Source organism: Ruegeria sp. AF8, from assembly GCF_056541825.1.
In genome coordinates this window covers 150,792-166,123 of the sequence record NZ_JBQFYW010000006.1, presented here as the reverse complement: position 1 = coordinate 166,123, position 15,332 = coordinate 150,792, and the positions used below count along the sequence as shown (strand labels likewise).

The following is a 15,332-nucleotide window of genomic DNA, read 5'->3' as shown; positions in this document are numbered from 1 at the left end:
GAGAAACAAATGAGCCGAACGGTCTGGTTGAATGGCGTCTATTTGCCAGAAGAAGAGGCGCATCTACCGATCTTTGATCGAGGCCTATTATTTGCCGACGCGGTATACGAAGGCTTTGGCGTGCTGGACGGTCAGATCATCGATTTCCCTTATCACATGCAACGCCTGAACCGGTCGCTGGCCGAGCTGGAAATGCAGCCACCGATGAACGAGGCTGCGTTATATGACGGGCTGATGGGGCTGATTGCCCGCAACGCGGTGGAAGAAGCGTTTCTCTATCTGCACGTCACCCGTGGCGTGCATGATCGCGACTATCTTTACCCCAAAGGCCTGTCGCCAAACGTCTTTGCCTTTACCCAGCCACTTCACGGAGGGCTGGCTGCCGATCCACCGCAACCTTTGCGACTGGCCAGCGCACCGGATATCCGCTGGGCACGACGGGATATCAAGACCAGCAATCTTTTAGGTCAAGTTCTTGCGAAAGAGATCGCGCGAAAAGCCGGTGCGGACGAGGCGCTGATGATTGCCCCCGATGGCACGGTAACGGAGTGCGGGGCCATGTCGTTTTTTATCGTCAGGAATGGCTGCATTCACGCTCGCCCGCTCAGTCGCGATATTTTGCCTGGGATCACCCGCCAGACCATGCTGCGCGTTGCCGATCAACAGGGGCTGAAGGTAATCGAGGGCACCTATACGTTGGACGACGTCTACAGTGCGGATGAAGCTTTTGCCACTGGCGCTTCCAGCTATGTCCAGCCGGTGCCCGAAGTCGATGGCCGACAAATAGGCGACGGCGGGGTGGGCCCCGTGACCGAAACATTGCGCAAAGAATATCTCAAGGCAGTGCGGGCATCCTTCAATTAGCACTCACAAATATTTCCAATCATCTACCAAAAAAAGCTCAGTGCTTGTCGAACTCTCAATTGTTGATCGCTACCCTCCTGAACTGCGGCGGGTTTGCCGGAGGCTGATTTCGTTTGGTTACGCGGCTCTCACCTCAGTTTCCAGAGCCGCGTAGAAATTGGCCTCTGCTTCCGCCGGCGGGATGTTTCCGATGGGCTCAAGCAGACGGCAGTTGTTGAACCAGTCCACCCATTCGAGCGTTGCGTATTCCACGGCTTCGAAGTTGCGCCACAGGCCACGCCGGTGAATGACCTCAGCATTGAACAAGCCGTTGATTGTTTCAGCAAGAGCATTGTCGTATCTGTCCCCGACGCTGCCGACTGAGGGTTCGATGCCAGCTTTGCCCAACCGCTCTGTGTATTTGATCGACAGGTATTGGCTGCTGCGGTCTGAGTGGTGAACAAGCCCCATCGCCTTTGTCGGCCGCCGCTCGTGAACAGCCTGTTCCAAGGCGTCGAGAACGAACCCGGCATGCGCCGATGTGCTGACCCGCCAGCTGACGATCCTTCTGGCAAAGGCATCAATAACAAGGGCGACATAGACGATCCCCCATGGGAGAATGGATACTGCGAAATCTTCAACGCCCGGTTCCGCGATGAACTGCTCAACGGTGAATTCTTCTACAGCCTGCGCGAGGCTCAGATACTGATCGAACAATGGAGGAAGCACTACAACACAAAGAGACCACACAGCGCCCTGCGCTATCGCCCACCGGATCCGAAAACAGTCGCCCCGATGGACCAGAGGCCCGTCGTGCACCAACAATCAAACCGGACCTCTCAGGCGGGGCTGATCAAATATGATTGATTGTTGTCTTGCTCATTGTGGCTTCATCCCACTCAAGAGTTAAAGCCTCCGGCAAACCCGGCGCGGTTCATACATCCCAAGGGTTCACTTGGCTGCATCGGCTGATTAAACTTTGTTCTCAAACCTCACAGAAACGCGTTCTTGTGTTGCAACACTCTGGCAGGTCAGAATAAGCCCTTTCGATATATCACCATCTTCAAGCGCCATTCGGTTCCGCATATGGACGGCCCCATCCGTCAAATGCGCCACGCAGGCACCGCAGACACCTGACTGGCAACTGAATGGTGGGTGCAGTCCGGCTGATCGCACTGCTTCGAGAATGGTTTGACCGGCACCAACCGGAACTTCAACCGATGCTTCGTTCAGCTCAATGCTGGCAGTCGCGGCGACCCCCGATACGCTCAGGTCGCATGCGGTATTTCCGCCAAAGCTTTCCGAGTGGATTCGGTTTTCGGGAACATCCAGATCCCGCAAGGCAGCGCGGATATCGGTATTCATGCCGCCTGGGCCGCAGATCCAGTATTGGGCGTCTTGCGCAACCGGGGGTGTCTCGGAAATTGCCGCCTCAATGGCCTCTGCATCCAATCGCCCCTTGCGCCAGGGATTGAACCAGCTGAGCATGGATGGTCGGGACAGAACATGGCGTAGGGTGAACCGCTGCGTGTGTCGCGCCAGAATTTGCTCAAGCTCATCCTGAAAGATGATACTGTTCTCGTTTGAATTGCCAAGGACCAGATGAGCAGAAGAATACGGTTCGTTTTCCATCACGGCATTGATCATCGCGTAAAGCGGAGTAATTCCACTGCCTGCACCAAAGAAATAGTGGGTGCGGCGTTTCAGATGCCCGGGGTTAAGGACAAAGCGTCCAAAGGGGGGCATGACCTCGATAGTATCCCGTGCGGACAGGGTATCGCCAATGTGGTTCGAGACGATCCCGCTCTTCACGCGTTTTACCGTGATACGCAGTGCTGATCCCGGCGGGTTCGAGATGGTATAGCTGCGTCTGTGCTCCGCACCGGAAATCTGGAACCTGACAGTCAAATGCTGTCCCGCCGTCCATTGAAACTGATCCGCCAGCGCCGGAGGGACGTCGAAGATCACGCTGGTGGCTGCGCCGCCGATATCCTTGTGGATTTCAGACACGGTCAGAGTATGAAAATCACGTAGCATTAACCCGTCCCATCACCGGTAATCGTAGGTTGTGGTCAGAGAGCGGACCACCTTCCCGCCAAGAAGGGGTGTGAACACAAACTCGTCTGTTTGCAGCATTTTTCCGGCATATCCTTGCCAATCATAGTCGATTTTTGTCACGGCAGAGACGTACTCAACACCTCCCTCTGTTCGCGCGAAAATCTGGGGCGAAGATCGCCCGGTTTCCTTATACCCATCCAAAGCCTTTGCGATCTTTGGATCTTCTGTGCCGATGTCATCCGCGACCCGGAACCAAAAGACGTCGTCTTGTTGACCCTGGCCGTATTTTAGGATGATCCGGTGCGTGGTATCGGTGTGCCAATCGTTCCAAGTGGCCAGTAGGCTTTGTTCGTCCTGCGCCTGAAGGATGCGTGTTGCAGTGTCTTCTGGTGCCTCTGCACAAACTGTCAGCACCGGGGTCGATGCCAACGCAATGCCGATCAGGGTGGCTTGAACCGGTTTCAACATCATTTTCCGTGGTTTTGACTATCTTGCATGAAACCCAGCACCGTTTGTTGGTGCCGGGTGATCGGACTTTCGCCGATCCCGGCGGGGCCGATTTCAAGGTACGGGCTTTTCAGAGACTTCTGCTGTTGTTCGCAGGCATAAATGTCCTCGCTCGTGAAATCGCCGGATGCCATCGGATCGTCTTCGCCGGTGGCATTGTCCCCCTGGTATTTCGCACCGCCAAAGTTCCTCCAGAACCCCCAACTCTTCCACTGTTGTTTCTGAAACGCCCAGCCTGATGCGTTGGCCAGCTTTGTGCGGTTCTCGATCCGTGTCAGGTCAGGTGCCAGTGGCGTGATGATGAACAGGGTCCAGCTTTCCTCGCTTGCCCCGATACCGATGCCGGGAAACAGCATCGGAACCCAGGCGCCGACATGGGGATCCGGGATCGTACGCGGCATCGGGAGGTTGGCTTCATGGTCATTCGCATAGGCGGCCGACGGAGGCTCCCAAAAGTGAAAGTGCGGTCCCTTCCACCCGTATTCGGCTTTTGCGTGGTCATACATCTGCAGTGTATTCGAGTGCAGATGGCTCAGGTGGTAGACGTCGACGTAATTCTCGACGACGATCTTCCAGTTGGCTTTGATCTCGTAACTATTTCGGGCTTCGGCGTATTCGACCAACTCTTCGGGCTTGTGGGGGCCGAGGAAGGGATCGACTTCTCCGAACCATTCGGCAAGGGTTGGTGCGTCCGGATCGGGATGCACAAACAACATCCCGCGCCAGACATCCACACTGGCCGGCTTGAGGCCGAGGCAGGATTTGTCAACGCCATCGGGAAACTCGGTCGCCTCATCAGGAACCGAGATCAGGTTGCCTTCCAGATCATAGGTCCAGTCGTGATACGGACAGGTGAGTGCCCTTTGCGTCTTGCCGACCGCACGGATCAGTTGGGTACCGCGGTGGCGGCAGATATTGTGAAAGGCGCGCAGACGGTGGTCCCGTCCCATCACAATGAACAGGTTGTTCAGGCCCGCCTGAACGGAAAGGTAGTGCCCCGGCCCCTCGATATCCTCAACCAAACCAGCGTACCGCCAGGTCCGCGAGAAGATCAGGTTCTGTTCCCGATCGAACCAGTCCTGCGAGGTATACGCCTCGACCGGCAGGTGGTGATACATATTGGTCAAAAGAAAGCCTCAGGTAAGCAGGTGAGCATATTTGGGGAGAAAGCTGGCAGCGATCATGATCAATCCCGACGCAGCCCAGAGGCAGACAATAGCCCAGAAAAGAACCGGATCGTCGTCACGGTTGATTTCAAAGACCAGAAAGGCTTGTCCGTTCAGAACCGTCGGGACGATCCACCAGACAAAAAGCAAACCCCAGATCCAGTAGACACCAAGCGCGGCGGCTACGAGAAGAACAGGCAGGGCAATGTAGTTCACAGTTCTTGCGGGGCTCATTGCTTGGCCTCCAGAACCGAGGCCAACAGCACCGCAGCCTGCTTCAATTCAGCGCGCCATACCCTGGGCGGGTCGAGCGGAGATAGGGCATCCATGCTCACAAAGATTGCAGAAATACCTTGGGTTACCGCGCGAATGCTTGAATCCGGCATCGAAGGCGCTGCGCGCCGCAGGACCGCTTCGACCAAGTCGAAGAATTCTGTGAGGCTGTCCATCAAACCCTTCCGAAGATCCGGCCGGACCGGAACCGCGGTCACCAGCGCCTGATAGGCAAGCATCAAACGCGGATCTGTGCCGACATCTTCCGCAAAAAGCGCATCCACAAGTTCAGAAGGTGTTGCCGCATCCGGAAGCGCCTGACGTAGCGCCTCCAACGAAGCGGCAAAGCCGGCAATGGTGTGATCCGCCAAGGCAGTTATCATTACGTCCTTATTTCCAAGGTAATGGCGCAGAAGCGGACGGTTGACGCCAGCTTCCTCAGCGATCCGTTCCTGCGTCGCGCCTTCAAGCCCGAACCGCGCCACGCAGGTGAGGTAGGCATCGAGAATTTCTTGGGATCTTTTGTCTTTCAGCGAAGGTCTCGGCATCTGCGCCCCTTAAATTGTCATTTCTGACAAATAACATCCGGCGCTTATTTGTCAATTGTGACAATTTATTTTTTGGCGCTGCCCTCAAAACAGCCCCACAAGATCATCGGCATCTTTTTCGAAGCGAATGTAAACCTATGAATGCGGCGCATCCGGTTGAGGACTGCCTGCCACCAGTTTCCCCATCGCAACAGGGTCGGCGACCAGCGATTTCAACATGTGTTCCGACCATTGCAACGCTCCTGAGGTTAACAGAAACGTCTCTGGCACGACGATCCACTCTCCAATCCAGACACCGCCCGATCGCTCGTGTTCGTGAAGGGTAAGTTCCCCAATCTGTTCGGCACGCTGGCGACCCAGGCGGGCGACTGCCTCGCCGAATTCCGACGCCCTCTGGTTTCTTTTGTGCGCCATTGCCGAGGACGCACCTTTGCCGGGTTCATGTACCTCGATGAACTCACCAATGTCCGAAGATGAAAGTTGATTGACGTTATGCGCGATCTTGCACAGCGACCCGCACAGCCCGCCCAAGGCCGTGACAATATCGGCCACCCCGTCACGCGCGTTCTGCCAATGAGGCTCGACCACGTTCAACCCCAGCGAGGCCGCGACGCCCTGTTTGACCTGCTGGCCTGTGCCATTTTCATACCCGCGCAGATCGCCCACAGGGCCACCGATCTGAACATTCAGACCCCGGTCCGCCGCGGCCTCCAAAGCCCCGGACCGGCGCTCCAGTTCGGATCGCCAGACCCCGAATTTTGTCGCCAAGTGGATCGGAACGGCATGCTGACCGTTGGTACGGCCCATAATCATCGTGTCATGACAGGAGGCGATGTGTTGGTCGATTGCCGCCATCACACTGGCAAGCCCGATTTGAGCGTGCGCAAGCCCCAGCTTCATCTGCAGTGCCATCGCTGTGTCCATGATGTCCTGCGTGGTCGCACGGAAATGAACATGGGCCGCGTGGTCCGGCAGCAAATTGCGCAGTTGCCGGGTCAACCCGACGATGGGACGGCCGACAAGCATCATCTCGGCCTGCAATTCCCCCAGATCCAGGTCGCAGACCGAAACCGCTCCGAGTGCCTTGGATGCTTTGGCCGGGATCAGCCCGGCGGCTGCCTGATGCGCAGCGAGAACCTGTTCGACTTTGAGCCAGGCGGAAATCGTCGCGTGCTCCGACCAAATCGCCCGCATTTCGGCGCTGGAAAAGCAATCCCGGTAGATACTGTATTCAAGCATCTTCCAGCCCCCCGCGTGCGATGCGGCGTTCTTTGACGATACTACGGATACGGAACGCCATGGCGGCGAGCCCGACGATGATGAACGTCAGCGCTATGGGGCGTTCGACAAAAATCATCGCGCCGCCTTCGGACATCAGCAGGGATTGGCGAAAGGTTTCCTCGGCCCCTTTGGCCAGCACAAAGGAAATCACAAAGGCCGCAACGTTGAAGTCGTATTTCCGCATCAGCCAGCCCGCAAACCCCGCAACCGTCATGACAGTCACGTCGAACATCGATCCGCGGGCGGAATAGGCCGCCACGAATGAGGTCAGAAAGATCAACGGATACAGCACATTGGTCGGGATCTTCAGGATCAGGCGGGCAACCTGTGTGGCACCGAAATAGCCAATCAGACCATAGGCCAGAATACCCAACATGCCGCAGGCAAACAGTTCGTAGACCAGTTCCTTATCGGTCAGGAACAGGGTCGGGCCGACCTGAATGCCATGGATCAGGAAAACCCCCAGCAGGATCGCCCCGATGGTCGATCCCGGAATGCCCAGCGTCAGCAACGGTGCCATCGACGGCCCCGACACCGCATTGTTGGCGGCCTCGGGCGCGGCCACACCTTCCAGCGCACCTTTGCCCCACATCTCGGGGTTCCTGGCGCGGCGCTTGCCTTCTCCATAAGAAATGAACGCGGCGATGGCCGAGCCGAGCCCGGGCAGAACACCGATACCCGCGCCGATGAATCCGCCGCGCAATGCGTGCGGCAGGCAGGGTTTGTATTCCACCCAGCTCAGGCTGTTGCCGTCTTCGGTGCTTTCGTTTTCCTTGGTCTCTCCGGTCGCATTACGGCGCGACTCCAGCTGGGCAAAGACTTCGCCCAGAACGAATACGCCAATCATCAGCGGCACAAGGCCAATGCCGTTGGACAAGTCGAACGATCCGAATGTATAGCGCTCCTCGCTCGAGATCGGATCCAGCCCGACCATGGAGATCAGGATACCCAATAAGGCCGACGCCAACCCCTTGACGATGGAACTGCCGATGACCGAGCCGATCACAACGAAGGCCGCAAAATAGATGGCGAAGGTTTCAGGCGGACCCAGTTTCAGGGCAATGGCAGCGATGAAACCGACCCCGATGACCAGCAGGATATCCCCCATCAGGTCGCCGATAATGGACGAGATGGTCGCCACCTTCATCGCCTTTCCGGCTTTACCTGCTTGGGCCAGCGGATAACCGTCGATCTGCGTGGCCGCACTGGCCGCCGTACCCGGCGTGTTGAAAAGGATGGCCGCGATCGAGCCGCCATACCGGCCGGATTTGCCGATCACGTAAAGAAACGCCAGTGCAAAGAGGGGCGACATGTAGAAGGTGATCGGCAAGAGCATCGCAATGGCCGCTGATGCGGTCAGGCCGGGGGTTGCTCCAACCACCATGCCCACCGCCGCCGCCAGAACAATCGCCAACAGAAGCGTGGGGTCGGTGATCACCGAAACAAGTGCGGGAAAGATTTCCATGATGTTTTACCCCTGAATCCAGCTGAGCAGGTCGAAGACCTCGCCATAGGGCGGGTACACGCCAAGCAGGACAAAAAAGATGAGATGGAAAACCAGCGGGCAAAGAATGACGGACAGGGCCAGACCGATCCGGCTGCGCACGCCGAAAACAAAAAGCACCACCGGAGCCACAACGGCAGTTGGCAGCAGGTAGCCGAACCAACGAAAAGACTGCTGGTAAAGCAGCGCGAGGATGAACAGACCGATGATTTGCAGCGTCGCCCCGCTGTTCTGGCCCTGCTCCGTGTCGCCCGCCGTCTGGCGCACGGCACCCAACAGCATCAACCCGGACAAGACCAGCAGGGCGAGCGCGGCCGAAAACGGCACGATCCCGGCCCAGGTATCCCCCGCAGACGCCGCCGGTACCTGCCACGCGCCCCAGATGGCAAAGAGTGAGATGAGCGCAATTACCAGACCTTCTGCATAGGTACGCATGTCTTTCCTCCCGGATTGCTACAGCAAAAACGGGGCCGGGCAACCATGGTTGAACCGGCCCCGAAGGGCTTAGTTGGTCAGGCCTTGGACCAGCGGGGTGGCGTTATCTTTCATCGCCGACAGAGTCGCTTTGGCATCCTCACCGTTCTGATAGACCGGACCGGTCCCGCGTGAGGCGAGGAGTTCCGCAAATTCAGGCTTGGCAGCGATCTGCTCCAGCGCGGTTTCCATCGCAGCGATCACCTCAGCCGGCGTGCTTTTCGGCGCAAACACGATCACGGGTGACGACACAGCGGCAAAAGGAATGCCCAGCTCGCCAAACGCGGGGACATCCTTCATGATGCCGTCCCTCACCTGGCTGTTGACGGCCAGCGCGCGCAGCTGCTTTTCGAAACCGGCCAGTTGCTGAACACCAAGGAAGCCGAAATCCGCTTGCTCACCAATCAACGCTGCCCGGGTCGGCCCGCCCCCTTTGAACGGCACATCCTGTGCCTCGATCCCGTTGCTCGCCAGAAAACCCAGCCCCCCGACATGGTGGAACCCACCGCGCCCTGAATGCGCCCACCGCAATTCGCCGGGGTTCGCCTTGGCCGCGTCGATTACATCCTGAACGGTCTGGAACGGGCTGTTGACGGGCACCATCAACGAAGTCTGCAACTGCCCGACCTGGGCGACGAAATCGAAACTCTCCAAGGCATCAATGTCGGAGTCTCGTGTCATGGTAGACAACAGGAATGAGCCCCCGGATGTCATCATCAGAGTATACCCGTCAGGTCGTGCGCCAATCACGGCATTGGCCCCGTTCAACCCCCCCGACCCCGGTTTGTTGACGACAACAACCGGAACGTCCAGCACGCCTTCTGCTGCGGCTGAGATGGCGCGGGCATAGGCGTCGGTGCCGCCCCCTGCCTTGTAGGGAACAACCAGGTTAATCGGCCGTTTCGGCCAGTCTGCGGCAAAGCTTGCAGTGGCAGTGGCGGTTGCGGTGACGGCCATGGCGGCGATTGCGGCGCCAAGAAGCGTTCTGCGTTTCATGAGTAGCCTCCCAAATTAGTTTGGGATCAAATTACGCCAAAACATCAATTGTAAAAAATGCAAAGATGTTATGTAATCTTGCAAAAAATGAAAGCTTAAAGACATGAACATCAAGGCCCTGCGCGCGTTTCGCGCGACTTTGTCCGAAGGGTCGCTTGTCGCCGCGTCGGACATTCTTCACCTCAGCCAGCCAGCCATTAGTCGTCTGATCTCAGGGTTGGAAGCCGAATTGAAACTGACATTGTTCGATCGCAGCGGGCGCAACCTGACCCCGACGGCGGAAGGGCTGGCTTTTTATAAAGAGGCCGGACGGATTCTCGACAACCTGGATGAGATACCGCGCATCGCCGCCGAGATCCGGGTGGGGCGTACCGAAACTCTGCGGATCGTAACCATGCCCAGAATCGCGCAATCACTGTCGGCCCCAGCTGTGGCGCGGTTTATGAAGCGCAACCCCGACATCAATATCAACCTCGATGTTCGGGCGCGGCGCGAAGCCGGAAAATGGCTGGCGGGGCGAGAATACGACATTGGCATTGGTGCGCTGCCTGTCGATCACCCTGGAATTGTTACCAAACCTCTGCTGCGTGTCAAAGCACAAGCCGTTTTACCCATGGATCATCCACTTTCATCCCGAGAGGAACTGACAGCGGATGACCTTGCAGACGAAACCGTCATACGCCTGATGCATGGCCTGTTGCTACGCGACCAACTGGACGATTTTTTTCATTCGGCAGGTGTAACACCCAGACAAACTTGCGAAGTCGCCGCATCTCAACTCGCTTGCTCGCTTGTTGCAGAGGGCGCTGGCGTGACAATCGCAGACGAGTTGGTGGCCGCTCAAACCCGGTCAAATGAACTTGCGCTTGTGCCTTTGGTGCCAGAACGCTGGATGACGTTCGGCATTCTCTACCCGTTGAACGGTACAAAGCCAGATGCCCTTCTTCTGTTTGAAGAGGCGCTGTTTGAAATCGTAGAGGAATTGGCACAACAAAGCCCGACACTTGAACTCGCCCTTTGATTGCGCCTTTGTCATCTTGCAACAATCTTGAAAATTCTCAGGAAATGCAGCGAACGACTGCTGTGCGCCCAATCTGGTTTAGTACTCGCGTCAAATACATCATGTCAAAAAGTTGTTGGTAGAGCTTATGCTGTAAGCTTGTCACAACGAAGAGTAAGCAAATGCCAGATCAGGGTGATGAGAAGTTCAAGCACGGCAGTCTTGGCGAGCAACTCGAAGACCCTCCTAACGTTAGCGTTGATCAAGTATCAGCTGATTATCGCGTGACGAAATGTCCGCGGAAGTAGCAGCGGTGCCTGGTCTTATGATCCAAGCTGCTCGCCTCGTGCAACATATGACAATCTACGAGTTTGCCGAACGCGCGGGCACTTCTGGATTGTTAGTCACCCAACTCGGCTTCGCATGCGGTATCCAGAAGTCTCTGCCTTCGATGCGTTAAAAGCACCCACGAACTGTCACATCTCTGATGGCAAGTTCAAGACGAGAAACAGGTTTTCAAAGCATCCAAAGCCTACCCAGCGTATGCCCGCTGGATAGGCTTTGGAGATTGACTTGCTGGATCATAGTGCGGCCCATGGATATTTCGTCCCCAAAGACTACTTACCCTCACGGATACTCAGAAGAGCCAAAACTTTCGAAAGTGAGCAGACCAATTTTCACAGTAAATCGATGAAGCAGTCTAAGCAGTTGTGTTGTCAAAGTCTGTGCGTTCTTCCCGCATTATCGAAACTACGCTACCAGCCTTTTCAATTCGGATGTGGTTCAAAATACTGAACTGAGGCTATCGCCAAGTTGTCTTAGCAACTGCTGTTCTCAGGCGGTCTGAGGGAACCATTTTGTCTAGATTTGACGAGAGCGTTCACGATTGTGACGATCTTTCTGGCTACGCGCGAGAGAAAGGGCGTGCATGAACACTTCGTAAATACCGCCTCGGGCCTTTACCGAACCAGCGACCGGCAAGGTGTGACCGGCCTTGAGAAATTGGCGCCCCTGAGAAAAGCCGAACTCTAGATCACTGGGGGCCAGCTCAACCAATTCAGAGATCAAAGCCCGTTGGTGGTCTCCAATTGCGGAAAGCAATGTTGCAGCAAAGGGGTCAGCTTTGCCCAATTGCTGTTTGCCTCTGCAACTTTTTCAGATCGGGAAGGGCCAGTCGCCTGCGCAGGGCCAACTTTTTGCGGGTGACCAAATGAACCGGATCGCCTGCTTGCAACCGTGCCTTCAATTCAATGCCCATCGGAGGTTTTCACTCATTCACTACCAGTGCCGTGACTACATATTGCCCCGTCAAAAGATTGCGACGGGGCAGAAGGCGTGGCCGAAAATTTGGCCACTCGGGAGTGGTTACGCTGCATATGTTGGGAACGATGCGCACAACCTAGCCACAGTCGCCTTTGAGCGTGCCACGGTGGCCTCAGTGTCACCCGCTGCTTCGGCTTCGATCAGGTCTGCGATCAGGGTTCCGAGTTCTTCAAACTCAGCTTCCTTCATGCCACGGGTGGTCGCCGCACTGACGCCCAGGCGCAGGCCAACCCATTCCGGGGGTCGCGGGCTGTCGTTCGGAATCGCGTTCTTGTTTGCGGTGATGTTGGTTTTCTCCAGGACAACTTCCGCGCGCTTTCCGGTGATCCCCTTGGGGCTCAGGTCTACCAGCACAAGGTGGGTATCCGTGCCGCCGGACACGATACGCAGGCCGCGGGATTGTAGTGTTTCCGCCAGTTTGGTGGCATTTGCCTTAACCTGTGCCCCATATTCCTTGAATTCGTCTGTAAGAGCTTCTGCAAGACAAACGGCTTTTGCCGCCAGAACCTGGCTGTGGATCGAACCCTGAACACCGGGGAAAACCGCAGACTGAAGGTTTTTGAACCATTCCTCGTTGTTGGTGAGGATAAGCCCACCGCGCGGACCACGCAGCGTTTTGGTCGTGGTGCAGGTCACGATATCAGCGTGAGGGAAGGGTGAAGGGTGTGCTCCAGCTGCGACCAGACCCGCGATGTGTGCCATGTCCACATGAAAATGGGCACCGACTTTCCTGGCGATTTGCCCCATATGCTCAAAGTCGATTTCGCGCGGGTAGGCCGAGCCGCCGGTGATCAGCAGTTTGGGCTGAATTTCTTCCGCAAGTTTCTCCAAATCGTCGTAGTCGATGACCTCGGACTCGGCATCTACCCCATAATGGTGCGGTTCGAACCAGCGCCCGGACAGGTTGGCCTTGAGGCCATGGCTCAGGTGGCCGCCCGCTGCAAGATCCAGCGACAGAACCTTGTCGCCCGGCTTGAGCAGCAGGAAGAACACCGCCAGGTTTGCCTGGCTGCCCGAGTGGGGCTGAACGTTGGCATAGTCGCAGCCGAACAGTTCTTTCGCGCGATCTATGGCAGCCTGTTCAATGACGTCAACGAATTGGCCGCCGCCGTGAAACCGGTTCCCCGGATAGCCTTCGAGCGTCTTGTTGGTCATCTCGTGGCCGAGAACGTCCAGCACAGCACGGCTGACTATGTTTTCGGATGCGATCAGTTCGATCTGATCTTGCTGACGCTGTTTTTCATTAACCAACGCTTCTGCGACGACGGGATCGGTCGCCATGACAGGGGTCATAAAATGCCGCGACATTGGAGCTCCTCCGGACGGGTTTCGTTGGATCAAGAATCCGGAGTATCGCTGGTCAAAGCAAATCAGTATTGCTATAAATTTGCCGCAGAAAAACTAAGGCTCGATTTCATGTCTCTCTCACCCCGCCGTCCGAAAGGCCCACATCTTAATGCTTTGCGCGCCTTTGAAGCGGCGGCCCGTTTGCGGAGTTTCGCTGCGGCCGCGGAGGAGCTATCGGTGACACCGGGGGCGATCACGCAACATATCAAAACCCTGGAGGCCTGGGCAGGAACCCAACTTTTCACGCGAAACGCCAGAGGCATCGTGTTGACGCCGCTGGCCGAAGAACTATTGCCGGGCTTCAGTCAGGCCTTTGATCAATTGGGAACGGCGGTTCAGGAGCTTCGGAGCAGAGCGTTGCCGAAAAAGATCAAAGTGGCGGCACTACCGTCAATTGCGCAACTCTGGCTGGCGCCTCGACTGGGAAAGCTGCGAATGGTTGCGCCGGATATTTCTGTTTCCGTCGTGGCGCTTGAATCCCCGCCAAATCTTGCTCGTGAACCGTTTGACATGACACTGTTCTTTACCGGTCCAACACTTGAAAAGAATGAGATTGCCATTTCAGACGACGTTATTTTTCCGGTCTGCGCCCCATCCGTGGCTGCCAGGCTGCGGTCTGTATCTGATCTGTCGAAGGAAACACTTTTACACGACGGATCATGGGCGGAGGATTGGGAAAAGTGGCTGAACACACACCCGGACGGTGGCGCAATGCATCAGTCGGGCACGATGCACTCCCTGTATTCAGTCGCCCTGGAAGAAGCTCGTCATGGTGGTGGTGTATTGATGGCCCACGAAGTACTGGTGCGGGACCTGTTGGACAATGGCGATCTGGTTCGGCCGTTTGACGGATCGCTGGTGCTGCCGCGCAAAATGGTGGCCAGATTTACGTCTGCCTTTAGTCGATCACCCGCGTTTGAAGAGATAAAATCCCTTCTGCTTGACGAATTGTGAAGGTCTTGTGCCCGCCCAAAAACCGTGGTGCATCACGTGGCGGCAGGATCTGGTCACAATGATCGGCGTCGTCAAGTTGTTGACCTTCCGCAATCTACTGCGCAGCGCGCCTAAATGATCAGCCGCGGGAACGCGGGAAAGCAAGCCGGCTTCGGCAAAAATCAGTGCACCGGTGCCAACGCAGCCCATGATGGCACCCGAACCCGAACAACACTTTCAAGGTCAGGCAAGTCTGGATGGCGGCATCGCTGAATTGCTGCTGCCGACCGCGCTTTTCACCACACGTAACAAGTGTTCAAAGTCACCCTGAACGGCGTCCTCCAGGAAGGTCTGAATTCTGGCTTGCTCAGTTCCGGCTCTTTCGGCAGCGGTCTGGCAGTGTGCCAGCACCTCAAAGGCGTTGGCGTTTGGGAAACCGTTTTTCTAATTGGCGCCGGTCACCTTCAGCACTGAAGCGCGGAGCGCCGCCAGTAGCTCCAGCAAGTGCTTCCGGCTTTTGGCAGCGTATTTCGCAGCTGTCGCGGTGCGTTGGATGAAATCTGCATACTGATCGACCGTGAGACCAGATTGGGCAAGCTGATCGGTGAACGGCTCTAGGACCCTTACGACAATTTCAGTGTTCCGCTGGGCGCCGGCTTCCAGCTCGTTCTGGGAGGAGGCGGATACGCCTGCGATAATATCCTCCGCATTGGGGGAGGATTGCAGGAAATCGTAGTGCTCGATCACGGTGTGTTGGAAAATCACGTCGAGTTGCGCGCTCAAGCCGTTTGCCTTCTCTAACCCTGCCTCAACGTCCACTACAACTTTGTCCGCCAATGACCGGATCGTGGCCCGTAACACCTCTTCTTTATTGGCAAATGCTTTGTAAAGCGTTTGCCGCGACAGACCCGCTTCTTCGGCAATGTCGTTCATGCTTGTCCGCTTAACGCCAAAGCGGACAAACAGACGGGTTGCGGCGTCGAGGATGTGCGCATCACGATTTTTCATGAGGAACATATTGACATTTTTTGGATGAGCGTCAACATTTACAATCATACATCATTTGTAATCCTTGTGGA

15 protein-coding genes and 2 pseudogenes are annotated in these 15,332 nt (G+C 56.5%); 4 read left to right on the top strand and 13 right to left on the bottom strand.

All coding sequences use genetic code 11. The features are described from left to right. The first annotated feature begins 9 nt into the window (after nucleotides 1-9). A complete protein-coding gene (locus ACR0AO_RS12700) occupies nucleotides 10-864 on the top strand; it encodes a D-amino acid aminotransferase (protein WP_480604066.1) in 855 nt (284 codons plus the stop codon). A gap of 117 nt (nucleotides 865-981) precedes the next feature. On the opposite strand, the pseudogene ACR0AO_RS12695 reads toward ACR0AO_RS12700, so the two are convergent. Continuing rightward, a pseudogene (locus ACR0AO_RS12695) lies at nucleotides 982-1,485 on the bottom strand (DDE-type integrase/transposase/recombinase); the annotation flags it as partial. Here ACR0AO_RS12695 and ACR0AO_RS12690 point away from each other — a divergent pair. Continuing rightward, a pseudogene (locus ACR0AO_RS12690) lies at nucleotides 1,453-1,710 on the top strand (integrase core domain-containing protein); the annotation flags it as partial. The pseudogenes ACR0AO_RS12695 and ACR0AO_RS12690 sit on opposite strands and share 33 nt — an antisense overlap. A 105-nt stretch (nucleotides 1,711-1,815) precedes the next feature. Here ACR0AO_RS12690 and ACR0AO_RS12685 read toward each other — a convergent pair. From ACR0AO_RS12685 to ACR0AO_RS12645, 9 genes are all read right to left on the bottom strand, one after another. Next, on the bottom strand, nucleotides 1,816-2,880 hold the full coding sequence (locus ACR0AO_RS12685; protein WP_480604064.1) for a 2Fe-2S iron-sulfur cluster-binding protein: 1,065 nt from the start codon (nucleotides 2,878-2,880) through the stop codon (nucleotides 1,816-1,818). A gap of 12 nt (nucleotides 2,881-2,892) precedes the next feature. Continuing rightward, entirely contained in the window at nucleotides 2,893-3,372 is a 480-nt protein-coding gene (locus ACR0AO_RS12680; protein WP_480604062.1) for a hypothetical protein, read from the bottom strand. After that, nucleotides 3,369-4,526 carry an aromatic ring-hydroxylating oxygenase subunit alpha gene (locus tag ACR0AO_RS12675; RefSeq protein WP_480604175.1) on the bottom strand — a complete coding sequence of 386 codons (1,158 nt, stop codon included), beginning with the start codon at nucleotides 4,524-4,526 and terminating at the stop codon, nucleotides 3,369-3,371. The genes ACR0AO_RS12680 and ACR0AO_RS12675 overlap by 4 nt, the downstream gene beginning before the upstream one ends. A gap of 18 nt (nucleotides 4,527-4,544) precedes the next feature. After that, nucleotides 4,545-4,808: a hypothetical protein gene (locus ACR0AO_RS12670; RefSeq protein ID WP_480604060.1), complete on the bottom strand. Its 264-nt coding sequence runs from the start codon at nucleotides 4,806-4,808 to the stop codon at nucleotides 4,545-4,547. Further along, on the bottom strand, nucleotides 4,805-5,395 hold the full coding sequence (locus tag ACR0AO_RS12665) for a TetR/AcrR family transcriptional regulator (RefSeq protein ID WP_480604058.1): 591 nt from the start codon (nucleotides 5,393-5,395) through the stop codon (nucleotides 4,805-4,807). Before ACR0AO_RS12665 ends, ACR0AO_RS12670 begins: the two co-directional genes overlap by 4 nt. A gap of 135 nt (nucleotides 5,396-5,530) precedes the next feature. Then, complete coding sequence (locus ACR0AO_RS12660) at nucleotides 5,531-6,634, bottom strand: lyase family protein (RefSeq protein ID WP_480604056.1); 1,104 nt, start codon at nucleotides 6,632-6,634, stop codon at nucleotides 5,531-5,533. Next, complete coding sequence (locus ACR0AO_RS12655) at nucleotides 6,627-8,141, bottom strand: tripartite tricarboxylate transporter permease (RefSeq protein WP_480604054.1); 1,515 nt, start codon at nucleotides 8,139-8,141, stop codon at nucleotides 6,627-6,629. The genes ACR0AO_RS12660 and ACR0AO_RS12655 overlap by 8 nt, the downstream gene beginning before the upstream one ends. Nucleotides 8,142-8,147: 6 nt before the next feature. Next, nucleotides 8,148-8,615 carry a tripartite tricarboxylate transporter TctB family protein gene (locus tag ACR0AO_RS12650; protein ID WP_480604052.1) on the bottom strand — a complete coding sequence of 156 codons (468 nt, stop codon included), beginning with the start codon at nucleotides 8,613-8,615 and terminating at the stop codon, nucleotides 8,148-8,150. Nucleotides 8,616-8,684: 69 nt separating this feature from the next. After that, nucleotides 8,685-9,650 carry a tripartite tricarboxylate transporter substrate binding protein gene (locus tag ACR0AO_RS12645; RefSeq protein WP_480604050.1) on the bottom strand — a complete coding sequence of 322 codons (966 nt, stop codon included), beginning with the start codon at nucleotides 9,648-9,650 and terminating at the stop codon, nucleotides 8,685-8,687. A gap of 103 nt (nucleotides 9,651-9,753) precedes the next feature. Here ACR0AO_RS12645 and ACR0AO_RS12640 point away from each other — a divergent pair, with 103 nt between their 5' ends. After that, nucleotides 9,754-10,671, top strand: coding sequence for a LysR family transcriptional regulator (locus ACR0AO_RS12640; RefSeq protein WP_480604048.1), 918 nt, complete (start codon nucleotides 9,754-9,756; stop codon nucleotides 10,669-10,671). Between the two features lie 840 nt (nucleotides 10,672-11,511). On the opposite strand, the gene ACR0AO_RS12635 is transcribed toward ACR0AO_RS12640, so the two are convergent. After that, nucleotides 11,512-11,781, bottom strand: a complete 270-nt coding sequence (locus ACR0AO_RS12635) for a hypothetical protein (RefSeq protein WP_480604046.1) — start codon at nucleotides 11,779-11,781, stop codon at nucleotides 11,512-11,514. A gap of 234 nt (nucleotides 11,782-12,015) precedes the next feature. Next, entirely contained in the window at nucleotides 12,016-13,281 is a 1,266-nt protein-coding gene (gene glyA, locus ACR0AO_RS12630) for a serine hydroxymethyltransferase (RefSeq protein WP_480604044.1), read from the bottom strand. Between the two features lie 24 nt (nucleotides 13,282-13,305). On the opposite strand from glyA, the gene ACR0AO_RS12625 reads away from it, so the two are divergent. Further along, nucleotides 13,306-14,274 carry a LysR family transcriptional regulator gene (locus tag ACR0AO_RS12625; protein WP_480604042.1) on the top strand — a complete coding sequence of 323 codons (969 nt, stop codon included), beginning with the start codon at nucleotides 13,306-13,308 and terminating at the stop codon, nucleotides 14,272-14,274. Between the two features lie 423 nt (nucleotides 14,275-14,697). Here ACR0AO_RS12625 and ACR0AO_RS12620 read toward each other — a convergent pair whose 3' ends face one another. Further along, the gene (locus ACR0AO_RS12620) at nucleotides 14,698-15,309 is read right to left on the bottom strand and encodes a TetR/AcrR family transcriptional regulator (RefSeq protein ID WP_480604040.1); all 612 of its coding nucleotides are present in this window, start codon (nucleotides 15,307-15,309) and stop codon (nucleotides 14,698-14,700) included. Nucleotides 15,310-15,332: the final 23 nt, after the last annotated feature.

Coding starts and splice junctions, on each gene's coding strand:
- ACR0AO_RS12700 (WP_480604066.1), top strand. CDS start 10: ATGAGCCGAACGGTCTGGTTGAATGGCGTCTATTTGCCAGAAGAAGAG.
- ACR0AO_RS12685 (WP_480604064.1), bottom strand. CDS start 2,880: ATGCTACGTGATTTTCATACTCTGACCGTGTCTGAAATCCACAAGGAT.
- ACR0AO_RS12680 (WP_480604062.1), bottom strand. CDS start 3,372: ATGATGTTGAAACCGGTTCAAGCCACCCTGATCGGCATTGCGTTGGCA.
- ACR0AO_RS12675 (WP_480604175.1), bottom strand. CDS start 4,526: ATGTATCACCACCTGCCGGTCGAGGCGTATACCTCGCAGGACTGGTTC.
- ACR0AO_RS12670 (WP_480604060.1), bottom strand. CDS start 4,808: ATGAGCCCCGCAAGAACTGTGAACTACATTGCCCTGCCTGTTCTTCTC.
- ACR0AO_RS12665 (WP_480604058.1), bottom strand. CDS start 5,395: ATGCCGAGACCTTCGCTGAAAGACAAAAGATCCCAAGAAATTCTCGAT.
- ACR0AO_RS12660 (WP_480604056.1), bottom strand. CDS start 6,634: ATGCTTGAATACAGTATCTACCGGGATTGCTTTTCCAGCGCCGAAATG.
- ACR0AO_RS12655 (WP_480604054.1), bottom strand. CDS start 8,141: ATGGAAATCTTTCCCGCACTTGTTTCGGTGATCACCGACCCCACGCTT.
- ACR0AO_RS12650 (WP_480604052.1), bottom strand. CDS start 8,615: ATGCGTACCTATGCAGAAGGTCTGGTAATTGCGCTCATCTCACTCTTT.
- ACR0AO_RS12645 (WP_480604050.1), bottom strand. CDS start 9,650: ATGAAACGCAGAACGCTTCTTGGCGCCGCAATCGCCGCCATGGCCGTC.
- ACR0AO_RS12640 (WP_480604048.1), top strand. CDS start 9,754: ATGAACATCAAGGCCCTGCGCGCGTTTCGCGCGACTTTGTCCGAAGGG.
- glyA (WP_480604044.1), bottom strand. CDS start 13,281: ATGTCGCGGCATTTTATGACCCCTGTCATGGCGACCGATCCCGTCGTC.
- ACR0AO_RS12620 (WP_480604040.1), bottom strand. CDS start 15,309: ATGATTGTAAATGTTGACGCTCATCCAAAAAATGTCAATATGTTCCTC.